Here is a 20,198-nt window from a genome sequence, read left to right as displayed (position 1 = left end):
GTATTTTTATTTGCAATTAATAAATAGAAGCACCCTATTTTAGGGTAAGTTCACTCATAGGCAGCAGCAAAACCGTTTTTATTATTTACTTTTTGTAAACAATGTAGCAGTGATAATTCCTGTATTGTTGCAGCTACTCATAAGACGTTTTTAACGCTCTGCTTCCTCCCCTTCAAAATGAGTGAGTATTACTGCGAATTAGTATGAGGAATCCTAAAAACGAAAAAAGGGCCCGAAGGCCCTTTGTCACATAACACACTTAGGGAGTGATTAGCTGCGTTTTGCTTTACGGCGTCTTAAGCCTGCAAAACCTGCCATTAGAAGTGTTAGCCACGCAAGTGAGCCGCTTGAATCCTCATCGTCATCTGAGTCATCAACCTCGGGAGCTTCTGTTACTGATAACTGTAAGCTTTGTTCAACCGTTGTTGTACCATCACTTACTGTCACAGTATAAACATAGTCACCCGCAACGAGACCTGACACTTTCGTGCTCGCACTGTTTGCTGACTCTATCGTACCTGGACCCGTCCACTCATACGTTAACTCATCACCATCAAGGTCTGATGCCGTTGCGCTAAGTGTCGGTACTTGACCTTCACGTACATATAAATGAGTCTCTGCAAGCTCTACAACAGGCGCATCATTCACTGCGTTTACTGTCAGTGTAAAGGTTGTTTGTGCTACCGCCGAAGGCTCGTCTGTATAAGCAACCATTACTGTTACTTCAATTTCACCATTGAAGTTTGCTGCTGGTGTCAGTTTTAGCATTGAACCCGTTTCATGGCCCATTACCTCAACTTCAGCATTGTCAGCCATTGCTGTAATAACGGTTTCTTTACCTAACTGGTTGTCAAAGTTAACCGCAATCTCTGTGCTGTTATCTTCATCAACTGATTGGTTAGAAATAACATCAATTGCTAAGCGCTCTGCAACAGTAACTACTTTCACATTCACAGTTGCTGATGTTTCAAGTTCACCATCTGATACTGTCACTGTAAATACATGGTCACCCGCAGTTAAGCCTGACACGGTTGTTAACGCTGCGCTTGCATCTGCAATAACACCGTTACCTTGCCAGCTATAACTCAGCTCATCACCATCTGGGTCCATTGACGCTGATGCATCTAGTGTGACCGTATCGCCTTCTGTGATAACCATCTCTGTATTCGCTACATTTGCAACAGGTGCATCGCTCACGCCAGTTACTGTCAACATAAACGTCGTGCTTGCAGCATCTGATGGGTTCTCAATGTCAGAAACAACCACCGTCACTTCTGTTTCACCGTAGAAATTCTCATTGGGTGTTACGGTGACTGTATCGCCATCAACTTCAAAACTTACATTGTCTGAAATAACTGAAATTTCATTTTTCGAGTTTGTTTCATCAATATAGTGAACATCAAAGCTAATTGCTGTTTCTTCTGTGGTTACCATATCGTCAAGCGCTACAACTGTGATGTTGCTTGGTACTGTAATTTCATTAAGCTTAGTGATTGCTTCGATGCCATCAACATTTGCAATCGTGTTCAGTGCCAATGTTTGACCTGCAGCAGAAGGGAGTACTTCAGCCCATGCCGTTACTTCGAACTGAGACATTTCAGGGCCAACGTAATCCATACACACGATGTAGTCATCTTTTACTACTTCGTCGATGTTATCGTACGCAATATCAACCCCTAAATAATCACCTAATGGACCAAATGTTGATACTTGGCCTTTAAAGCCTTGCACACCGATACTACCGTGAGTACCTGTACTGCCAAAGTCGATGTTATCGTACGCATAGTAGATTTCATGCTCATTCTTACCAAAACGTGTTTCAGCATTGAAAATTAATTGGAAATCGAATGAGTTATCACGACGGTCATAAGAGTACTGACCTCTAAAGCCAAACTCGTTACCGTAGTCAGATGCATTATCCCACTCAATAATAGCCCAACCATTTGCTGTTGAAGCCAGTGAGATACCTTCAGATGCAGATAGACCTACAGAGAGAACATCTTTGGTGATAGATGATTCAGTGATAGACCAACCACGCCAAAGTGGTGCCATATTTTCGTATGGAACATTGTTGTAAGGGAAGCGTAAATGTGCAGGAACAAGGTAACGCGCACCTAGCGTATCAACCGTACCAATCCCTTTAACTTGGATGAAGTTATTCCACATATTTACTTCATCACCATTATTAAACAGGCTTACTTTATCGTATGCACCATTGAATAAAGTGTTAACTGGAATTATCCAACCACGGCCATAGTTAGCTTGACCATTTTCTTGGAAACCCGACAACATTGGGAAAATACCAAAATCAGATAAGTTAACATAACCACCTGGGTTTGAATTACCAAAACTTGGAAGGCGACACATTTCATCGGTTACATTGTTAGTAACAAGGTAATCAGGTTGAACATCTCGTGTATCTGGTTGTACACCCGAGATAACAAGTTTACCGTCAACAACTTCAGCATCCACATCTGATGTGCTTGAGATTTCAATGCGGTCAGAGTGGAAATTTAATCCTGCAGGCGCATCAATATCAAATGAGAACTCACGGTCGGCACCCGAGTTATTCGCAAGTACATTAAAGCTAACAGGAATTAAGTCACCGACTTTAGCTGCTTCAGTGCCTACGGCTACGTCAACAACATCAACACCACGTTCAATGCGAAGTGGAATAGTCCCTAGATTATCTGGATTTACGGTTGATGTGCCAGCGTCGATTGCACTGTAGTAAATACCGCCTGCATTCATGTTCATATCCCAATTGATTGTCATATCAACTGGGTTTACGCCATCACTTGCAGGAAGTGTAACGTCAAGCGTATCCGCTACATCATTACTAACAACGGCTGTTGCAATTTGAATTTTTTCGATAAAGTCAGGGTTACGTTGTTTCGCTGGGTTATAAATAACGGCCCAATATTCACCTTCTTCTGGGTTATTGATATTACAGAAGTTGTTATAAACAACGTGACCAGAGACACACAAGATTTCATCTTCAATCTGAATTTCGCCATCACCATTGTAGTCTTTACCAATGTAGACAAGCGGGTTAGCACGGTCAGAGTTTCCTTCAAGTTCAGACTCTACGCCCACAACTTCAACGACTAAACGTTTAGAATCAGCTGGCACAGTGATGAACTTAGAATAGGTAGCCTCATCAAGTATATCAGCGGGGTCTACTTCAACCGTACGATTAGAAGCCCACGGGAAGAAATTGTCTTTATCTTTTGGTAATTCAAACGTATCTATGGTTGCTTCAACTGGCATATATGCTTGTGCAACAGGTGATGAAACAACTGGTAACTCAACGCCTTGTACAACGTAGCTGCCTTTATCAGAGTGTGCAACGGTTGTTAGGTTCGCTGGTAAATCACCACGATCATATTTGAATACAACAGGCCAACGCGCATCAGGAATGTTCTCTTCTTCTGCTTTAAACAGTAGGTTGCTGTGCAGCTCTACTTCTGAGTTACTTGACCAATCTTGTGTTTCCATGATTGATGCTTTAACAATAATGGTTTGTGTTTCACCCGCTTTTAGAGAGAACTTATTAGGGGTAATTTCAAAGTTGATACCATTTTGTGGAATTTGCTTATTCATGTCGAAATTCCAGTTCACAACTTCTTCGTTGCTTACTGTCCATGTACCATCTTCGGTGGCTGTAATGGTACGCACCCACTGACACTCTGGCTTACATGAGAAATTAACAAGATTTGGCATGTTCAACTTATGTGGTGTACCGCCACTGTCAGGGTTTGCTGCAATAAAGTTTTCCGCAGACTCATCCATGACAAAACCGGCTTTAGCTGCATTAGCAACATTAATACGACCTGCACCAGCACGGTAAACTGACGCTTCACCGATGGTATCTTTTTCATTGTTCAAGCGATGATATTTAACCACGTTATCAGCAGTCATTGATAATGCTGATTGAATTTCAGTTGCTGACCAATCTGGGTGTACCTGGCGTAGCAATGTCATTGCACCTGCAACGTGCGGTGATGCCATTGATGTACCACTAGAACTTGAGTAATCAGTGCCGTATGGTGTGGCAACAAATGGATGTTCATCAGCGTAAGCCGCATAAATGTCAACACCTGGCGCTGCAAGGGCTGGAGCCAATACTTCACGGTTTGGATACGACGGACCACGAGAAGAGAATGGCGCTAACCAATCAGCATCTTCAGCATTAACTATACGCTCAACATTGGTTGCTTTAATGGTGATCATGTGGCCTTTTTCAGAGAAGCTATCAACCCAATCCTCTAAACCATCATTTGGGTATACACCATTCCACTGATCATAAGTAAAGTGAACACTTGGAAGTGAGTAGCCTTCAGCAACTGTCCCTTGGTCTCTATTACGGTTAAACATAATGAAACCATCTGCTCCGCCTGCTTTGATATGATCAGACTTTGCACCACGTGCATTAGCATTAGGGTCTTGAGGGTCATGGCGTTGACAAATAACGATTACGTTAGTTTCACCCTCTGCAGCACCCACAATTGGCGAGCCATCTTTGTAAAAGTCAAATGTGCCAGCTGGGTAGTCAGCAGTACAATACCCATTCGCATCTTTAACACCATTCACATCAGCATAGTCTTTAGCCCACACAACGACACCCGTGATGTCTGTTTGGTTAAGTGAGCCACCTGTTAGACCCATTTCTGACCAGCTTGGCACTTCAGAGCCCATTGATGCGTCAGCAAAGCCTGCATATTCAACCGGCGTTTCAATCACAACACTTCGACCATGCGTCGTTGCTGCAACTTGCGCAAGCCAAGGTGATGAGTTATCCAAATAGCCGAAACACTCTGCGCTGCCACACCCTTGTCCGCTGTTACCAGCCGCAGCCGCAACGTTAATACCCGCTTCACGTGCTGCTAAAAATGCAAGTTGTACTGGGTCTGTCCAGCTGTTTGAATCTGAACCACCAATTGAGAAGTTAATAACATCAACACCATCAGAAATCGCATCTTCGATACCTGCTAGTAATATTTCGCCCGGACAGCCATTCGCACCGATATCATTTGATGGGTAACACACTTGGTAAGAAATAATATTTGCATGCGGTGCCACACCCGAAATTTCTGGGAAGAGATCTTCTTTAATCACCATGCCATCTGATTGGTCACCAGCACCAACAGTGACTAATGGTACGTTTTTAACTACGTTACCCGCTGCTGTTGACGCAACGTGCGAGCCATGCCCTTGGTAATCTTCACCAATTGCAGGCCAGCCTGGGATAATTTCAGAGAACACATCGGTGATCATGTCATAAGAACGTACACCGATTAATTTATTATTACATTGGATGAACTCTGCATCGTCAACACAGTCACCTAAGAAGTTACCATCGCCGAGCGGGTTAGTGTGAACATAACCGTCGCCGCCAACTTCTGCAAAAGACGGGTGATCTGAATTAATACCGGTATCGATAATACCAACGATTTGCCCTTCACCTTTGCCTTTGATACCGCTTGGTACGCTCGTACCATTCCACACTTGGTCTGCACCAATATGACGAGGGCCTTCATCAGATAAAAGGTCATAATTCTTTGAACGCATAACAGATGAAACAGAGCCAAGCTCTGACACTCTGCGCGCTTCGGCTTCTGTCATTTTTACTGAGAAACCATTGATTGCTTTAGTAAACTGGCGGCGCATTTCTGTACGGCCTGTTACTGAAGCCACGCTCTGCATTACCGATTGCTGCTTAGTTAATAACTTATTTTGATAGTCGATTACAGCAGGAGAAGACGGCTTACCGTGTTCAAAAATCTTGCTTACACCTTGTTGTTGCAAGCTACGAGCAAGTGGAGACTGAATATCTCTTGCTTCTAATGCAACGGCATTGTCACGAAGTTTTACAATATAAATACTTTCGCCTGTGATGCCTTCTTCAACGAACTTTCTTGTTTGTGCATTTATTTTTACGTTCAAGCCATTGTTTTGCAACATTGTTTCTGAACTAGCGTCATGAACTTTATTTGAAAGTGCTTTTACTTCATCGAATGTAATATTAGGTGCTTGTAATTTATTTGCGTTGTTATTAGCTTCAATACCAGTCGCATAGGCTGCGCTGGCACTGTAAAGAGCCGCAGCGACAGCAATTGAGAGTGTTTTTACTTGCATAAGTAATTCCTGGATAGTTATTTGAATAATTATTTAAGTTTTATGAATATCCATTTCAAAACTTAACCGTTATTCAATCACACCCATGAAACAAATTAATCAACTTAGTTGTAGCGTTTTGTACTTAACCTTAACAAATAAATTACCAAAATAACGACAAAATCAAATTTAAGCTTATAAAACAAGCCATAACGCTAATCGAAATTTAATGAACACTCTCTAAATGTGAAAATTTCTACTTTTATTTAAGACGCAAAAAATCGACACTGTTAACAAAGATTCAAGCTTAGTTACATTTTCAACCCCATTTAAGACTAACCAAAGTGCATAAATAGATGTATTGATTCAATATTAGCCTCAATTTTTAACAACAAAGTCATGCTTTTAGCGATAGAACAATAGAACTTAGTTAAAGTGAAAAAGACATCACTCGACTGCTCGTTTTACTCACCACTTTTTCAACTTTATCTGCCTGCGGCAACATAGGTTTAAGACTAACAGTCCCCTAATTTGTTTACTTATGAATTCGAAAAGTAGCGAATACAGGAATTTATAAGTGAAGAACAAGCTATTCAAAGTGATGCATATTATTTTGGCGATGTTGAAGAACTTAGCTGCCAAGGGCAACGTTCAGTGCAATCTAGCGGTTACAATCCAACAGCGATAAATAGAGTATTGCTATTGAGCCGTTAAAACGTGAGGGGGTAAATAGAGGCGGTAATGGCTACGGGATTGAAAGCTGTAAAAGCTTTACCAGTGACGAACAAAACTGCGATGTCGCAACGTCGTGCCCTGGTAAAGCCTATATTGTTAGCGGTTTAGCGCTTGCTTTGAAATCATTTCAGCGACACTATCCACTTGTACTGACATGCTCTCTTGGCTAGGCGGGAAAGCCTTAAAGGTTTTTACAAACTCTGAAATTTGATTACCTGCAGGGCCTAAAATCCAGCTACGGTTTTCTGCCCACTCATCGTAACCCCTTGCATCAATGAAGCGCTCAAATGGGTCCATTTTTAGGTTAATGATATAAGGTGTAGTAAGGGCTTGTTGCGAAGATCTGAACCAATGCTCTTGCTCTGTGAAAATTAACTTCCAATCACCGTAACGCATACCGTGGAAAGTCGTTTAGGTAAAATAATAAAACTCTTTACGGTTTGTTTTACCATTATTCAACAAGATATCACTTTGATCGAAGCCATCTAAATGAACTTTATACTTTTGGCCATTAATTTTTGTACCTTTAAGCAAATTAGCTTTTAGGTCTTTATCACCGAGCCATGACATAATCGTTGGTATCCAATCTTCCATGGTCATAAACTCACCCGTGCTTACACCACTTGGAATATGGCCTGGCCATTTAACAAGCATAGGAACTCTGAAACCACCTTCCCAGCCACCAACACCTTTTTCACCATGAAACGGCTGGTTGCCACCATCAGGCCATGAGTTTGATGCAGCTCCATTGTCGGTAGAAAACATCACTATTGTATTATCAGATACTTTAAGCTCATCAAGTAAGTTAAGCAGCTCTCCTACATCATCATCCAGTTCAGCCATACCATCAGCATATAAACCAAACCCTGTTTTACCGTCATACGCTTTATTAAGGTTAGTTTGATAATGCATCCGTGTGGTGTTATGCCAAACGAAGAAAGGCTTATTTTGTTTTACTGCTTCACGAATAAAACGTTTTGATTCAACAAGCACTTCTTGGTCTAAATTACGCTGACGTTCTTTACCAAATGGGCCAAGATCTTTAACCTCTTGTTTACCATTAGCAAGCGCTTTTGAATGAATGACTCCACGCATTTTTAGACCAAACTTTTCTTGTGTTTTGGCGTCTTGTGGATAATCTTGCTGTTCTGGGTATTCACCCGCATTGAGGTGGTACAAAATACCAAAAAATTCATCAAAACCATGATTTGTTGGTAAGTGTTCATCAAGGTCACCTAAATGGTTTTTACCAAACTGCCCTGTTACATACCCCTTAGATTTAAGCATCGTTGCTAACGTTGGATCTTTCTTTTGCAAACCTTGTGGTGCTCCAGGTAGACCTACCGTACTAAGACCGGTACGCATTGGGTACTGACCAGTAATAAATGCAGCACGACCAGCCGTACACGAGGCCTGTGCGTAATGATCCATAAATATCATGCCATCATTGGCAATGCTATCTATGTTAGGTGTGCTACCTCCCATCATGCCACGATGGTAAGCGCTAATATTCCACATACCAACATCATCACCCCAAATAATAAGCACATTGGGTTTATCAGCAGCGAAACTCGACATACTAATGCCAAAAAAGGTCAAACAGACCAATAAGTATTTGAACATCACTTTCTCCTTGAAAATTAACCGAAGCATTCACTTCAGCTTAAAAAATCCCTCGCTTGCAGCCACCTTATACTGCTTAATTAAGATATTCCTACAAGTGATAAGTTGTACATGTTTAATACTATTAGAGTAGTACCTATTTACATAGTTAAATCTGCGTTAACTTTGATTTAAATATAAAAAAACCGAGCATATAGCTCGGTTTTTAAAGCGTAATAATTTTTAAGCTTGCGGGTAATCGCGGTAAGCGCGCTCAATATTTTTCGCTTGCTTTTTTGACACGCCAATGTGCGAAAGTGCAACACGTAATCGCGCACGCGACAGGTCTGAGCCTAATATTTCCATTGCATCAAGTACCGATGTTGATGATGTTTTGCCCGTAATAGCGACAAAAATCGGCTCAAGAAAATCTTTAATCTTCAGTTCATGGAACGTTGCAACTTCTTTCGCAATGGCAAAAATCGCTGATTTTTCCCATGTACGTAAGCCCTCTAATTGCCAGATGAAGAATTGCAGTGCTTGACGTGTTGCATCTTCACCCGCTTTACCAGCCGTTAACAACGCAGGATCATAGCTTGGAATACCGCCCACGAAATGACCGGCAAGATCAACCATGTCTGATAACGTATTAATACGTGTTTTTGCTTCTGGTAATACTTTAGCGAATAACTCAGTATTAAATTTCCAATCAACAAAACGTTGCATTAACTCAGCATCTGACAAGTTTTCACGGATCCACATACCGTTTAACCAGCTAAGCTTATCCACGTCGAAAATTGGCCCACCCAGAGAAACACGTTTCATATCAAAGTGTTCAATCATCTCATCTAGCGTGAACTTTTCACGTTCATCAGGCATTGACCAACCCATGCGGCCTAAATAGTTCAATAGTGCCTCTGGCAGGTAACCCATTTCTTTGTAGTAATTGATTGAAGTTGGATTTTTACGCTTTGATAACTTTGATTTATCTGGGTTACGAAGTAACGGCAAGTGACCAAGTACAGGCGCTTCCCAACCGAAGTCTTCGTATAATTTTAATAGCTTAGGCGCTGAGTTGATCCACTCTTCACCACGGAAAATATGGCTAATTTGCATGTGGTGATCATCAACAACGTTAGCAAGGAAATACGTTGGGAAGCCATCGGCTTTCAACAACACTTGCATGTCTACGTTTTCCCACGGGATCTCAATTTCGCCACGAAGATAGTCGTTAAACTTAAACGTGCCTTCGCTTGGGATCTTCATACGAATAACGTACGGCTTACCCGCGTCAAGATTCGCTTTGATTTCATCGTCTGATAGATTTAAACCACGACCATCATATTTAGGACGCAAACCCTCGGCCATTTGTTCTTCACGCATTTGATCTAGCTCTTCGCTAGTTGCAAAACAATAAAATGCTTTGCCTTGCTCAACTAACTGATGCGCAAACTTTTTGTATAAATCACTTCGCTCAGATTGACGGTATGGACCAAACTCACCGCCCACATCAGGACCATGATCCCAGTTTAAGCCTAACCAACGTAAGCTATCCATGATAGCTTGCTCTGATTCAGCTGTACTGCGCACTTGGTCAGTGTCTTCTATACGTAAAACAAACTCCCCACCTTGCTGTTTTGCAAAGCAGTAGTTAAATAAAGCGATGTAAGCAGTACCTAGATGCGGATCACCTGTTGGTGAAGGAGCAACACGGGTGCGAATTGTCATGGTTATATCTCTCAAAAGACAATTAAAAATTTGCCCAAATGCTAGCACAGCATGAGCTATTATCGAAGTGAAAAGCCGCTTTATGCAGCGACTTTATCTAAATAAGCAATGATATCGTTTGATTCATACAACCACGTTACTTGGCCGTTTTCTTCAATACGTAAACACGGTACTTTAATTTTTCCGCCCTGCTCTAATAGCTCTTGGCGAAAGAGTTCATTACCTTTGGCGTCTCGAGTTTCCACAGATAAGCCCTGGCGTTTAATCGCACGGCGTACTTTTACGCAAAATGGGCACGCTTTGAATTGATATAGCTTAAATTGTGATGTTACTAAATCAAGCTGTGCTTGCTCTGCAGCAGGACGTTTTTTACTGCGCGGCGTAAAAATAAAATCAAAAAGTAAAATAAGGCGGCCTAACAACCAGCGGACAAACTTCATCTCACATTCTCATACTGAATAAAATAAGGTGGGCAATTTTAACACAGCACTACACGCTGCAACAGGCTCAAAATAACTCTATCGAGTCATCATTGTGTTTATTATCTTGAATATCCAATTCGCAATACGCCGTTATGCGATTACGCCCCATGTTCTTTGAATGATACAAGGCGTTATCTGCTTTTTGAACTAAGCTTGCAACCATTTCAAACTCACAAATAGGCAAAAAACCACAACTTACAGTGAGGCTACCTACTTGCGGAAATGGATACTCAGCGACACACGCACGAAATCGATTTAACACGTTGCGCGCATCACATTCGTCGGTTGCTTGAAATAAAATGGCAAACTCTTCTCCCCCATAACGAAATACATAATCTTCGAATCGGAAGTTATTTTTGAGTAATTGTGCGACCAGCAAAATGACTTCATCACCAATAACATGGCCGTAGTTATCATTCACACGTTTAAAATGATCAATGTCGATCATTGCCAAATACCAGTGGCGGTGATTTACATCTGAGTGAGTAACTCCATGCGCGGCTTGCGCCGCAATATCAATCACTTTTTTATCAAACGTTTGACGATTAAGTAATTCTGTCAATGGGTCAAGGCGGGACTTATACAACAATGAAAGTTGGTTAGCGTAAATATTTAGCATGTAAATTGCTAACATACTACAGCGTTCGGTGAGCTCTTGATTCGACTCAATCACTAAAACCCCTACTACATTTCCCGTATGATAAACAGGCACATAGGTATAAATGCAGCCATAATTAAGGCTAATGCGGATTTTATTGCGACTGACTTTTTCTATTAATTCATTGACCTCGTGTTCAGAGAGCTTCTCTATCACGGTGTCTTTATTAATTAATTGTGCAGGTAGCCCAGGTTTAAAAAATTTATTGACGTAAACAGCAAACCGCGAAAACTCACCTAACCCTGCCACCGCATCGATAAGGGCCTGATCAAGCTCTGGCTCTTCTTCTTGCTGTGTTATCGTCACAACCCATTCATGTCCGCAAGGGTTTGCCTGCATTGAAAAGTCCCCAGAACTATAAGTAACTTTAGTGTAGTTAAATTTATAAAAATTACTAAAAAACTATAATAAAATCATATCATCTCTGTGTATTACTTCACTGCTTGGTGCAAACACAAGTAACTGCGCAATTTGTGATGAGTGGCAGCCTTTTATTGTATCGATTTCTTGATGGTTAAAGTTAACGAGCCCCTTTGCAATACATTGACCTTCACTCGATATCACTTCAATTACATCACCTCGTTCAAATTGGCCTCTAACAGCTCTGACCCCTTTTGCTAAAAGACTGGCTCCGCGCTCTTGAAGTGCCAAACTGGCACCATCATCGATCACCAGTTGCCCAGAACTTTTAGGGCCCGCTAATAGCCATTTTTTTCGACCATCTTTGGGGGCGGTTAATTTTAAAAACCGAGTACCTGGCAGTTTGTCAGCCATGCAATTTAAAATCACATTTTTGCCCGCACCTTTGGCAATAATCACTTCAACGCCTGCACGACGAGCAATATCAGCAGCTTGAAGTTTAGTTGCCATTCCGCCAGTTCCTAAACTTGTACCACTTCCACCAGCAAGCTCTCTGAGCTCATCGTTAATGTGTGATACTTCGTTTATGAGAGTTGCATTAACATCAGAGCGCGGGTCACCAGTAAACAACCCCTCTTGGTCGGTAAGCAGCAAAAGTTTTTCTGCATTTGCTAAAATAGCCACCAACGCAGACAAGTTATCATTATCGCCGACTTTTATTTCAGTCGTGGCTACGGCATCATTTTCGTTAATGATTGGAACCACATTATGCGCAAGCAATGCATTGAGTGTGTCGCGGGCATTTAAATAACGTTCGCGGTCTTCAACATCTGCTCGGGTAAGCAGCATCTGCCCAACATTAATACCATAGAGTGCAAATAAACTCTGCCAAGTATGAATAAGATGACCTTGGCCAATTGCTGCCAGCATTTGTTTTTCGATCAAAGAACGGCCACAGGGGGTTATTAATTGCTCACGACCCGCAGCGACTGCGCCACTGGATACTAAAACAACCTGATAACCTTGTTTTTTTAACTCACAACACTGGCGAACAAGCTCCACCATATGTGCTTTATCTAATTTGTCTGTACCGCCTGTCAGCACACTTGTGCCTAGCTTTACAACAACGACGTGTGGCCTTTGCATCTGCGTTATTAATTCTGTAAATAAAATAGAGAATTTATATATACCAGCAAACAGTTTTTGAACAAGTTAAAAAAATTCATGCTAGGATCGTTTTTTCATTTTTAACACACGAAGCGACACCTATGCCTGCCAGTTTATGCTTAATAATTGCCACTTTTTTATGGGGAAGTTCCTATATTGCGTTAAAGCATGCAATCACAATTTATGACCCCGTGTTGGTAATTTTTTTAAGGATGTTAACCACCCTTTTAATTTGTTTATGCTTGTGGCGATTTGTGATCCGCTTTGAATTTAAAAAAGGCGACTGGAAATACTTGATAGGCATGTCGCTGGCAGAGCCTTGCTTATATTACTTATTTGAAGGTCATGCGCTTGAATACACATCAGCATCGCAAGCGGGTGTTATTGTGTCTTGCTTACCGATTATTGTCGCTATTTTAGCTTTCTTAATGTTAAAAGAGTACATCAGTAAAGCCATTGTGGTTGGCTTTACACTCTGTATTGGTGGCAGTATTTTGTTAACCTTGCTTTCGCCAAGTAGCGAGCAAGCGCCAAACCCTTTACTGGGTAACTTTTTAGAGCTCATGGCCATGGTCTGCGCGGCCTTTTATACTGTCAGTGTTAAACACTTAGTAACACGTTACTCCCCGCTTACACTGATAGCCATACAAGGCTTTAGTGGCAGCCTATTCTTTGCACCCTTTTTATTCTTTATTGAACTGCCGAGCGAGAATCAACATGATTTGAGTGCCCTATTGAGTATTTTATATTTAGGCTCGTGCGTGACCTTAGGCGGCTATGGTATGTATAACTATGCCATCAGTAAAGTATCGGTTCTAACTGCCGCGGCTTACTCTAATTTGATTCCTATTTTTGCGTTAATTTTATCCGCTATCTTACTGGGGGAAGTGCTAACAACTTGGCAGTGGTTAAGTATCGGTGTGGTATTTGCGGGCGTGATTGTCAGTCAACGCCATCAAGAACTTAAAATTGACGTAGATGATGAGAGCTTGTCTGCCGACACTAATAATCTCAACTCGGTACCCGATGCCAAAGAATCAAAAGGGTAACAGGTTAATAAATACAAACCGGGTTGCATTAAAAAGGCCTGCTCGTGTTGATGAATGACACGAACACTGCGTACTTGGTAGTGCACGACTTGGCCGTTTTGTAACTGCATAGAAAACGACTCGCCCACTTTCACATTTTTTAAAAATGCAAAGTGGGTATCGTTGTGGCCTGCAATTAACACCCCATTGTCACTCGAAAGTTCACCACTGGGTAAGAAATGCCCGGGAGCAAAGGCTAAGTTACGCCCCGACGCCCCCGCTAAAATAGTTAAACGTTGCTGCTGAGTAGGCCAATTTAGTTGTGCTGTGACATAACCGTCAGCGTAAAACCACGGCCTGACTTTTTCATTTGGCGTCAGCAAAGCATGTTGCCAAGCTGATTCAATCAGATGCTGGGCAAGCCACGCCTTGGCTTGCATATAACTGCCATTGAGTAGCAGTGAAATGCCAAGCAACCCCACACACAGTGGTAAGGCCTTTTTTAACGTCGCCATTGCCATAACCATGCTAACGATACCAATAACAAGCCAAACACTATAAATACACGACTTTGCCCATCTGTTTGTGGCAATGTCATTCCACTCGGCAGCCTATTTCTTAGTTGCACTGAGCGCTCAGCAATTTCGTTCCCAGCGACGTTATCAACAGCAATAAAAGCAGTAAATGGACTGAGTAAATGATGCTGAAGTGCCAATGTTTCGACTTCTGACTTTACGCTGTCTTTATCATTATAAAGCAGGAGTGACTTAATTTTCTGCCTTGCCCATAGTCTTGCTATGCCCTCACCTTGCGCCGCGTGATTCGCTGATAAGTTAATATTAAGGGGTCCTGATAGAGTCTGCCCGGTCAGGGTTACATGTTGATTTCCAGCTAACTTCACCGCAACTAACACGGGCTCAGAAAAATAAAGATCGGGTAAAGGCGATGGCCAGTACTCAAGCTCTTGGTTATCTGCATGTAAGACAAGCTCGGTTACAACTGGGTGAGCGAGTTTATCGAATAATAGCTGCATTTTAGGCTGTACTTGGCTGGCGCTACTAATAAAGGTAAACGTACCACGACCAATATCAGCAGCGCGTGTCATAAAGAAACTATTTGGTGCACTGCCAATACCAACGGTAAATAAGCGGCTATCACCTAAGTCAGCTTGAATTTGCGAAAACAACTGTGTTTCATTGCCCACACTGCCATCGGTTAAAAATACAATTTGACGCACAAAACCATCATGTTGTTTGCCATCTAATACCCGCGATAGTGCATTACTTATCTCTGTGCCACCATCAGCTTGCAAGCCATATATAAAACGCTCTGCACGGCGAATATTAAAGTCATTGGCAATCATTGCAGACTCACTGAGAGCCGTAACGTCATTATCAAAACCAATAATATTAAAGCTATCGTTTTCATCGAGTAACGATAAAGCATAAAACAAGGCGTGCTTTGCCTGCTCCATGGACTGACCATGCATAGAACCCGACGTGTCGACTACAAAGACCATTTCACGCGGGAGGCGTGCCTGTGCGGTAAAATGATCCGCTGGCGGCACGAGCATCAATAGTCCATATTCTTCGCCATTGACGACTTCTTTAAAAAACGCAGCCTGTGAACTCTCTTTGTCGAGCGGCTTAAATGTCAGCTCAAAATCACGTGTCATCGGTACATCGCGATTAAGGGCAAGTATATAGCGCCCAAAATGTGGGTTATCAATTTGCATACCGCTCAGGTTTGCATTTATATCACTAAGCTCTAAACCAATATCTATGTTAATAGCCAAGTTTAAATGTGCATCAACCTGCTGACTATTTGTGCTTTGGTACACCGGTTTTAACCACGCAGAAGCCAGAGCGCTCTGATTCAACATTGACGATGAATTAGGTTCTGGGTTTTCGCTTGTATGAGGCTTAAGCTGAGCTGTTTTTGGTTCATAGCGGGGTGTAATCATGGTTGGGAAACGCAGTGAAAATACCCCATCACGAAAACCAATTATCTCTTGATACTGTAAGGTGATTTCAATTTCATCGCCCGCCCCGATATTTGCAACATCGGTTGCGAAAATATTCGCCCGTTGCTGACGTACTAGGGCTGCTCGCTTGCCTTGCTGCTGCGCCTCTTTAAACTGCTGCTCAGCTTGCTGTTTGAGTGCAATATTGCCCGTAATCACACGCTCACCAATTTGCATTTGTAATGCATGTACTGCGCTTTCATCGGGCAAAGGAAATACATAACGCGCATTAACTGCAAACGGGTGTGGGTTTTGATAACGCTGCTTAACAACCACATGATTGATTAAACCTGTGAGCGTCATCGTCACATCGTTTTTGACTAAAACGCCTGATGACACTTCGCTGTGCAAGTTATCATAAAACCGTAATTGTGCACTGACATTAGCGGCTAATGCAGGATTTATAGCATATCCTAAAAGTAGGATAAAAAGGCTCACGGACAAGAGCCTTTTGGTTCGGTTACTCAACATAACATGTCACTCCATCGACAGATGAATTAGCGATTGCTTTTTGCAGTCTGTAATTGCGTGTTTTGAACAGGTCGTGTGGTTAGTGTGACTCTGCGATCAAACACGTTATCTTCATAATCATTTGAACTTGCAACACTTTGTTTCTCGCCAAATGCTGTAGCAGACAGTCGCGTGTGCGGCACACCTTGTTTAATTAAATAACTTTGCACGGCATTCACACGTTTCTTAGATAGCATTAAATTAGCGAGTTCATCACCCCGTTGGTCGGCAAAGCCGTTTAAGTCGATAGCCAAGTGCGGTTGTTCAATCAGTAACTGTGCGACTTTATCGAGCTGACTGGCAAAATGCGGGGCTATCTCACTTGACCCTGTTTTAAATTGAACGGTCATGGCCAGCAAAGTATTTAGTTGGGCTTGAAGCAATTGCTCTTTCTCATCATTTAAGCTCTCAAGTTGCTCAGTCAAAACTGCATTATTAGCAATAACCTGCTGATAATCTGCGGTGTGCTGCTGCATAACAACAAGTGCCTGGTTTTGCGCTTCGATAACACGCTCACCGGCTTCTTTTTCACCGATTAATCCTCCGGCAAATGCGCCAACAAATGCACCCACAGGGCCTCCAATCAAACCGCCAACTACAGCGCCTGCACTAAGGCCAATAGCTGTTTCTTTTGGTGTTTCTTGTTTTGCTTGAGGCGCAGCCTCAACAAATTGGCTTGTTGATAGGGCCGACGTTATAAGTGCAGCAATGATGATCTTTTTCATAATTTAATCCTTTCTTTTACATTAATTGTTTGGCAACTATTGGTTGGCGTTGCAAACGTGGTATAGCGCTATTAAAACAAGCCGAAATGGCAATAAAGGGGATCAAAAAAGGCAAACTGCTGAGCAATTGTGGCAGAAAAATGGCAATCGCATTTTTGCCAGTACGCACAGTAAAATTTTCGGTATAGTGTATTCATAGTGCTGACTATGAAGCTAAATAAGTAGGAAGAATGAAGAAAATAGCCATTGTCGAAGATGAAACAGCCATCCGCGAAAACTACACTGAAATGTTGAGCGCACAAGGCTATCAAGTCATTGGGTTTGCTGACCGAGCAAGCGCAGAGCTGTCGTTTAGCCAGTCATTGCCAGATTTGGCCATCGTAGACATTGGCTTAGCGCATGAAATTGATGGAGGGTTTTTATTATGTCAAACATTACGGTCGCTCTCGAAAACCTTGCCTATTATCTTTTTAACCGCGCGTGATAGTGAAATTGATACGGTCTGCGGCCTGCGCATGGGTGCTGATGACTACTTAACAAAAGATATCAGTATGGCGCACCTTGCCGCACGAATTGGGGCTTTATTCAGACGCTTAGATGCACTTGAACAACCGGCTAATCAAGATGCGCTACTGCATCGTGGTCTATTAAAATTAGATAGCCAGCGTATGCAAGTGTTTTGGCACGATCAGCTTGTTGACTTGACGGTGACTGAGTTTTGGATGGTGCATTCACTTGCGCAGCGTCCAGGGCATGTAAAAAGTCGCAATGAATTAATGAGCGATGCAAAAATTTATGTCGATGACAGTACGATTACTTCCCACGTTAAGCGTATCCGAAAAAAGTTTATTGCCTTAGATAATAGCTTCGATTGTATCGACACAGTGTACGGTATGGGTTATCGCTGGGAGCAAGCTTAATGCTCAGATTTGGTTTGCGCAGTAAGTTTATTTTACTGTCTTGCTTTTTGTTTTTACTGCCTTGGCTTGGCTATGAATATGTTTGGGAAATGGAAAAGTTTTTAAGGCAGGGCCAAGAAAAAACACTCGTAGGCACCACACGAGCCCTGGCAACAGCGTTACATGAACGGCCAGCCTTATTCGACTCGCAAACCAATTTTTTAGATCAGGTCGTTAAAGGCCGTGATTTATATGCCTATAACCTCAGTAACCCGATTCAACTTGATGGCAAACTTGCTGACTGGCAACCCTATAGGGCACTTTTTTGGCATTACGATAAACGCTACTTACAACGTGTAAACCCCGCGCACGAAGACGCTGATTTAGCATTTAGTCATATGGTTGGTAAGTACGAAAACTATTTGTATGCAGTCTTTGAGGTGCGTGATAGCTCGTTGGTGTATCGCGCTAAAAATACGCTCAGTATTACGCGCAATGATCACTTACAAATCATGTTAAAGACCCCCGAAGGTGAATTTAAGCATTACGTGATTGCTGCTCGCCAAGATGGCTGGGTTAATGCCTTTGACGCTATCAGCCGCGAGCCTGTTACAAAGATTCAAGGCTATTTTCAAAGCACAGAAACGGGCTATAACATTGAACTGCGCTTTCCATTAAGCATGCTTGGCAACAAGCTGGGATTTGCAATTGAAGATTGGGATGATGACAAAGTTGAGCCTCAACTTATGTCAACGTCTAACCTACTCAATCCCAACGACATTGGCTCGGTGCTTGTGCCTTCACCAGAGATAAACCGTATTTTAAAAGGGATGGGCCATAGCGGCAGTCGAATTTGGGTAGTCGATAGCCACCATCGCGTACTCGCACAAGCGGGGTCTATACATCACGCTGATGGTGTCTGGGCAGATGGACTCACAGATAAACCGGCAACAACATGGTGGCAACAATTTGAGCGTGATTACTTGCATCCGCTTTATTACCAAATACTAACTCGCCCTGAAAATGAGTTTATTGATACTTTGCATGATGTGGCCGCTATGCAAGGCACGCATATCGCCAGTGCATTAAACGGGAAACCCGCTTCATCGTGGCGTTTAACTCCCGATAGCAAGGCGGTGATCTTATCAGCAGCCTACCCAATTTGGATTCAAGATAAGGTCATTGGTGCTGTTATCGCAGAAGAAACCACCAATGGTGTGCGTACTCTTCGTAATAAATCGCTCGAGAAACTATTTAACGTTATTTTAGCTGTCATGCTAGTCGGTACTGTCACCTTATTCTTTTTTGCATCACGGATCTCAAGCCGTATTCGTCGTTTACGTGATAACGCTGAGCAAGCTATTGATGCACAAGGCCGAATTACAGGCAAAATAACGTATACCGATTCAAATGATGAAATTGGTGATCTCTCACGTAGTTTTGCCAATATTGTCAGCCGCTTAAGTGGTTATACCGATTACCTTGAGAATATGTCATCACGCCTTTCTCATGAATTACGTACCCCTGTTGCGGTGGTGCGCTCATCGCTTGAAAACTTACAAATGCAGCCGCAATCTGAGTTTAGTCAAAAATACCTCGCGCGCGCCAGTGAAGGCGTTGAGCGACTAGGTAAAATAATAACCACAATGAGTGAAGCAACACGCCTAGAACAAAGCATTCAAAATGTGGAAGCTGAGACGTTTGATCTCACTCAAGTTATCACTGGCTGCATGCAAGGTTACCAAATTACTTATGGCGAGAAATTATTTAATTTATCACTTTATGAATCACCACTGCCCCTGCGAGGGGCCCCGGAGTTTATTGCCCAACTTCTTGATAAACTGATTAATAATGCGCTCGAGTTTAAATCTCCTGACAGCCAAGTAACGGTGAGTTTAGCTAAAAACGAACAGCACGCTATTCTAAAAATTGTGAACCAAGGCCCTTTGTTACCAGAGGGCTTAGTAGATCATATATTTGATTCGATGGTATCAGTGAGAACTCAGGAGCATCAGCAACAACCCCATTTGGGATTAGGCTTGTATATTGTTCGTTTAATTTGTGATTACCATGAGGGACAGGTCAAGGCTGAAAATCTCGCAGATGATTGCGGCGTGGTGTTCACTGTAAGTTTGCCTATAAAACAACGATGACAGCGTTACAC

The 20,198-nt window shown here is 42.3% G+C and carries 13 protein-coding genes; 3 read left to right on the top strand and 10 right to left on the bottom strand.

Annotated features, from left to right (window positions below):
• Nucleotides 1-270: 270 nt before the first annotated feature.
• The 7 genes from GZH31_RS03645 to proB all read right to left on the bottom strand — a co-directional run bounded on the left by GZH31_RS03645 (nt 271) and on the right by proB (nt 12,828).
• Nucleotides 271-6,138 (bottom strand): S8 family serine peptidase, encoded by a 5,868-nt coding sequence (locus GZH31_RS03645; protein ID WP_180311385.1) that lies wholly within the window; start codon nt 6,136-6,138, stop codon nt 271-273.
• Between the two features lie 810 nt (nt 6,139-6,948).
• Nucleotides 6,949-7,248: a hypothetical protein gene (locus tag GZH31_RS19965; RefSeq protein ID WP_257473676.1), complete on the bottom strand. Its 300-nt coding sequence runs from the start codon at nt 7,246-7,248 to the stop codon at nt 6,949-6,951.
• Between the two features lie 15 nt (nt 7,249-7,263).
• Nucleotides 7,264-8,475 (bottom strand): sulfatase-like hydrolase/transferase, encoded by a 1,212-nt coding sequence (locus GZH31_RS03640; protein WP_257473675.1) that lies wholly within the window; start codon nt 8,473-8,475, stop codon nt 7,264-7,266.
• 222 nt (nt 8,476-8,697) lie between these two features.
• A complete protein-coding gene (gene gltX, locus GZH31_RS03635; RefSeq protein WP_180311384.1) occupies nt 8,698-10,182 on the bottom strand; it encodes a glutamate--tRNA ligase in 1,485 nt (494 codons plus the stop codon).
• A gap of 80 nt (nt 10,183-10,262) precedes the next feature.
• Nucleotides 10,263-10,622, bottom strand: coding sequence for a glutathione S-transferase N-terminal domain-containing protein (locus GZH31_RS03630; protein ID WP_036970649.1), 360 nt, complete (start codon nt 10,620-10,622; stop codon nt 10,263-10,265).
• Nucleotides 10,623-10,689: 67 nt separating this feature from the next.
• A complete protein-coding gene (locus GZH31_RS03625) occupies nt 10,690-11,661 on the bottom strand; it encodes a GGDEF domain-containing protein (RefSeq protein ID WP_180311383.1) in 972 nt (323 codons plus the stop codon).
• Between the two features lie 63 nt (nt 11,662-11,724).
• On the bottom strand, nt 11,725-12,828 hold the full coding sequence (gene proB, locus GZH31_RS03620) for a glutamate 5-kinase (protein WP_036970656.1): 1,104 nt from the start codon (nt 12,826-12,828) through the stop codon (nt 11,725-11,727).
• A 122-nt stretch (nt 12,829-12,950) separates the two neighbouring features.
• Between proB and GZH31_RS03615 the strand changes: the two genes are divergently transcribed.
• Complete coding sequence (locus tag GZH31_RS03615) at nt 12,951-13,898, top strand: DMT family transporter (RefSeq protein WP_036970658.1); 948 nt, start codon at nt 12,951-12,953, stop codon at nt 13,896-13,898.
• On the opposite strand, the gene GZH31_RS03610 is transcribed toward GZH31_RS03615, so the two are convergent.
• Genes GZH31_RS03610 through pdsO form a run of 3 tightly spaced genes read right to left on the bottom strand, consistent with a single transcriptional unit; the run spans nt 13,805 to nt 17,135 of the window.
• Nucleotides 13,805-14,392 (bottom strand): class GN sortase, encoded by a 588-nt coding sequence (locus GZH31_RS03610; protein ID WP_075594533.1) that lies wholly within the window; start codon nt 14,390-14,392, stop codon nt 13,805-13,807. The two genes, GZH31_RS03615 and GZH31_RS03610, sit on opposite strands and share 94 nt — an antisense overlap.
• Nucleotides 14,380-16,371 (bottom strand): marine proteobacterial sortase target protein, encoded by a 1,992-nt coding sequence (locus GZH31_RS03605; RefSeq protein ID WP_180311382.1) that lies wholly within the window; start codon nt 16,369-16,371, stop codon nt 14,380-14,382. The genes GZH31_RS03610 and GZH31_RS03605 overlap by 13 nt, the downstream gene beginning before the upstream one ends.
• 26 nt (nt 16,372-16,397) lie before the next feature.
• Nucleotides 16,398-17,135, bottom strand: coding sequence for a sortase-associated OmpA-like protein PdsO (gene pdsO, locus GZH31_RS03600; protein ID WP_065978062.1), 738 nt, complete (start codon nt 17,133-17,135; stop codon nt 16,398-16,400).
• Nucleotides 17,136-17,365: 230 nt separating this feature from the next.
• On the opposite strand from pdsO, the gene pdsR reads away from it, so the two are divergent.
• Together pdsR and pdsS are read left to right on the top strand one after the other, a co-directional pair.
• On the top strand, nt 17,366-18,055 hold the full coding sequence (pdsR, locus tag GZH31_RS03595) for a proteobacterial dedicated sortase system response regulator (RefSeq protein WP_036970667.1): 690 nt from the start codon (nt 17,366-17,368) through the stop codon (nt 18,053-18,055).
• On the top strand, nt 18,055-20,187 hold the full coding sequence (gene pdsS, locus GZH31_RS03590; protein WP_180311381.1) for a proteobacterial dedicated sortase system histidine kinase: 2,133 nt from the start codon (nt 18,055-18,057) through the stop codon (nt 20,185-20,187). The genes pdsR and pdsS overlap by 1 nt, the downstream gene beginning before the upstream one ends.
• Nucleotides 20,188-20,198: the final 11 nt, after the last annotated feature.

Source organism: Pseudoalteromonas sp. JSTW (assembly GCF_013423925.1).
GTDB lineage: Bacteria > Pseudomonadota > Gammaproteobacteria > Enterobacterales > Alteromonadaceae > Pseudoalteromonas > Pseudoalteromonas lipolytica.
Note: the sequence above shows the minus strand (reverse complement) of the source record. Positions and strands in the feature narration are given on the sequence as shown.

What these genes read in the sequence shown, in the direction of transcription:
- GZH31_RS03645 (WP_180311385.1), bottom strand. Translation starts at nt 6,138, where the DNA reads ATGCAAGTAAAAACACTCTCAATTGCTGTCGCTGCGGCTCTTTACAGT.
- GZH31_RS19965 (WP_257473676.1), bottom strand. Translation starts at nt 7,248, where the DNA reads ATGCGTTACGGTGATTGGAAGTTAATTTTCACAGAGCAAGAGCATTGG.
- GZH31_RS03640 (WP_257473675.1), bottom strand. Translation starts at nt 8,475, where the DNA reads ATGTTCAAATACTTATTGGTCTGTTTGACCTTTTTTGGCATTAGTATG.
- gltX (WP_180311384.1), bottom strand. Translation starts at nt 10,182, where the DNA reads ATGACAATTCGCACCCGTGTTGCTCCTTCACCAACAGGTGATCCGCAT.
- GZH31_RS03630 (WP_036970649.1), bottom strand. Translation starts at nt 10,622, where the DNA reads ATGAAGTTTGTCCGCTGGTTGTTAGGCCGCCTTATTTTACTTTTTGAT.
- GZH31_RS03625 (WP_180311383.1), bottom strand. Translation starts at nt 11,661, where the DNA reads ATGCAGGCAAACCCTTGCGGACATGAATGGGTTGTGACGATAACACAG.
- proB (WP_036970656.1), bottom strand. Translation starts at nt 12,828, where the DNA reads ATGCAAAGGCCACACGTCGTTGTTGTAAAGCTAGGCACAAGTGTGCTG.
- GZH31_RS03615 (WP_036970658.1), top strand. Translation starts at nt 12,951, where the DNA reads ATGCCTGCCAGTTTATGCTTAATAATTGCCACTTTTTTATGGGGAAGT.
- GZH31_RS03610 (WP_075594533.1), bottom strand. Translation starts at nt 14,392, where the DNA reads ATGGCGACGTTAAAAAAGGCCTTACCACTGTGTGTGGGGTTGCTTGGC.
- GZH31_RS03605 (WP_180311382.1), bottom strand. Translation starts at nt 16,371, where the DNA reads ATGTTGAGTAACCGAACCAAAAGGCTCTTGTCCGTGAGCCTTTTTATC.
- pdsO (WP_065978062.1), bottom strand. Translation starts at nt 17,135, where the DNA reads ATGAAAAAGATCATCATTGCTGCACTTATAACGTCGGCCCTATCAACA.
- pdsR (WP_036970667.1), top strand. Translation starts at nt 17,366, where the DNA reads ATGAAGAAAATAGCCATTGTCGAAGATGAAACAGCCATCCGCGAAAAC.
- pdsS (WP_180311381.1), top strand. Translation starts at nt 18,055, where the DNA reads ATGCTCAGATTTGGTTTGCGCAGTAAGTTTATTTTACTGTCTTGCTTT.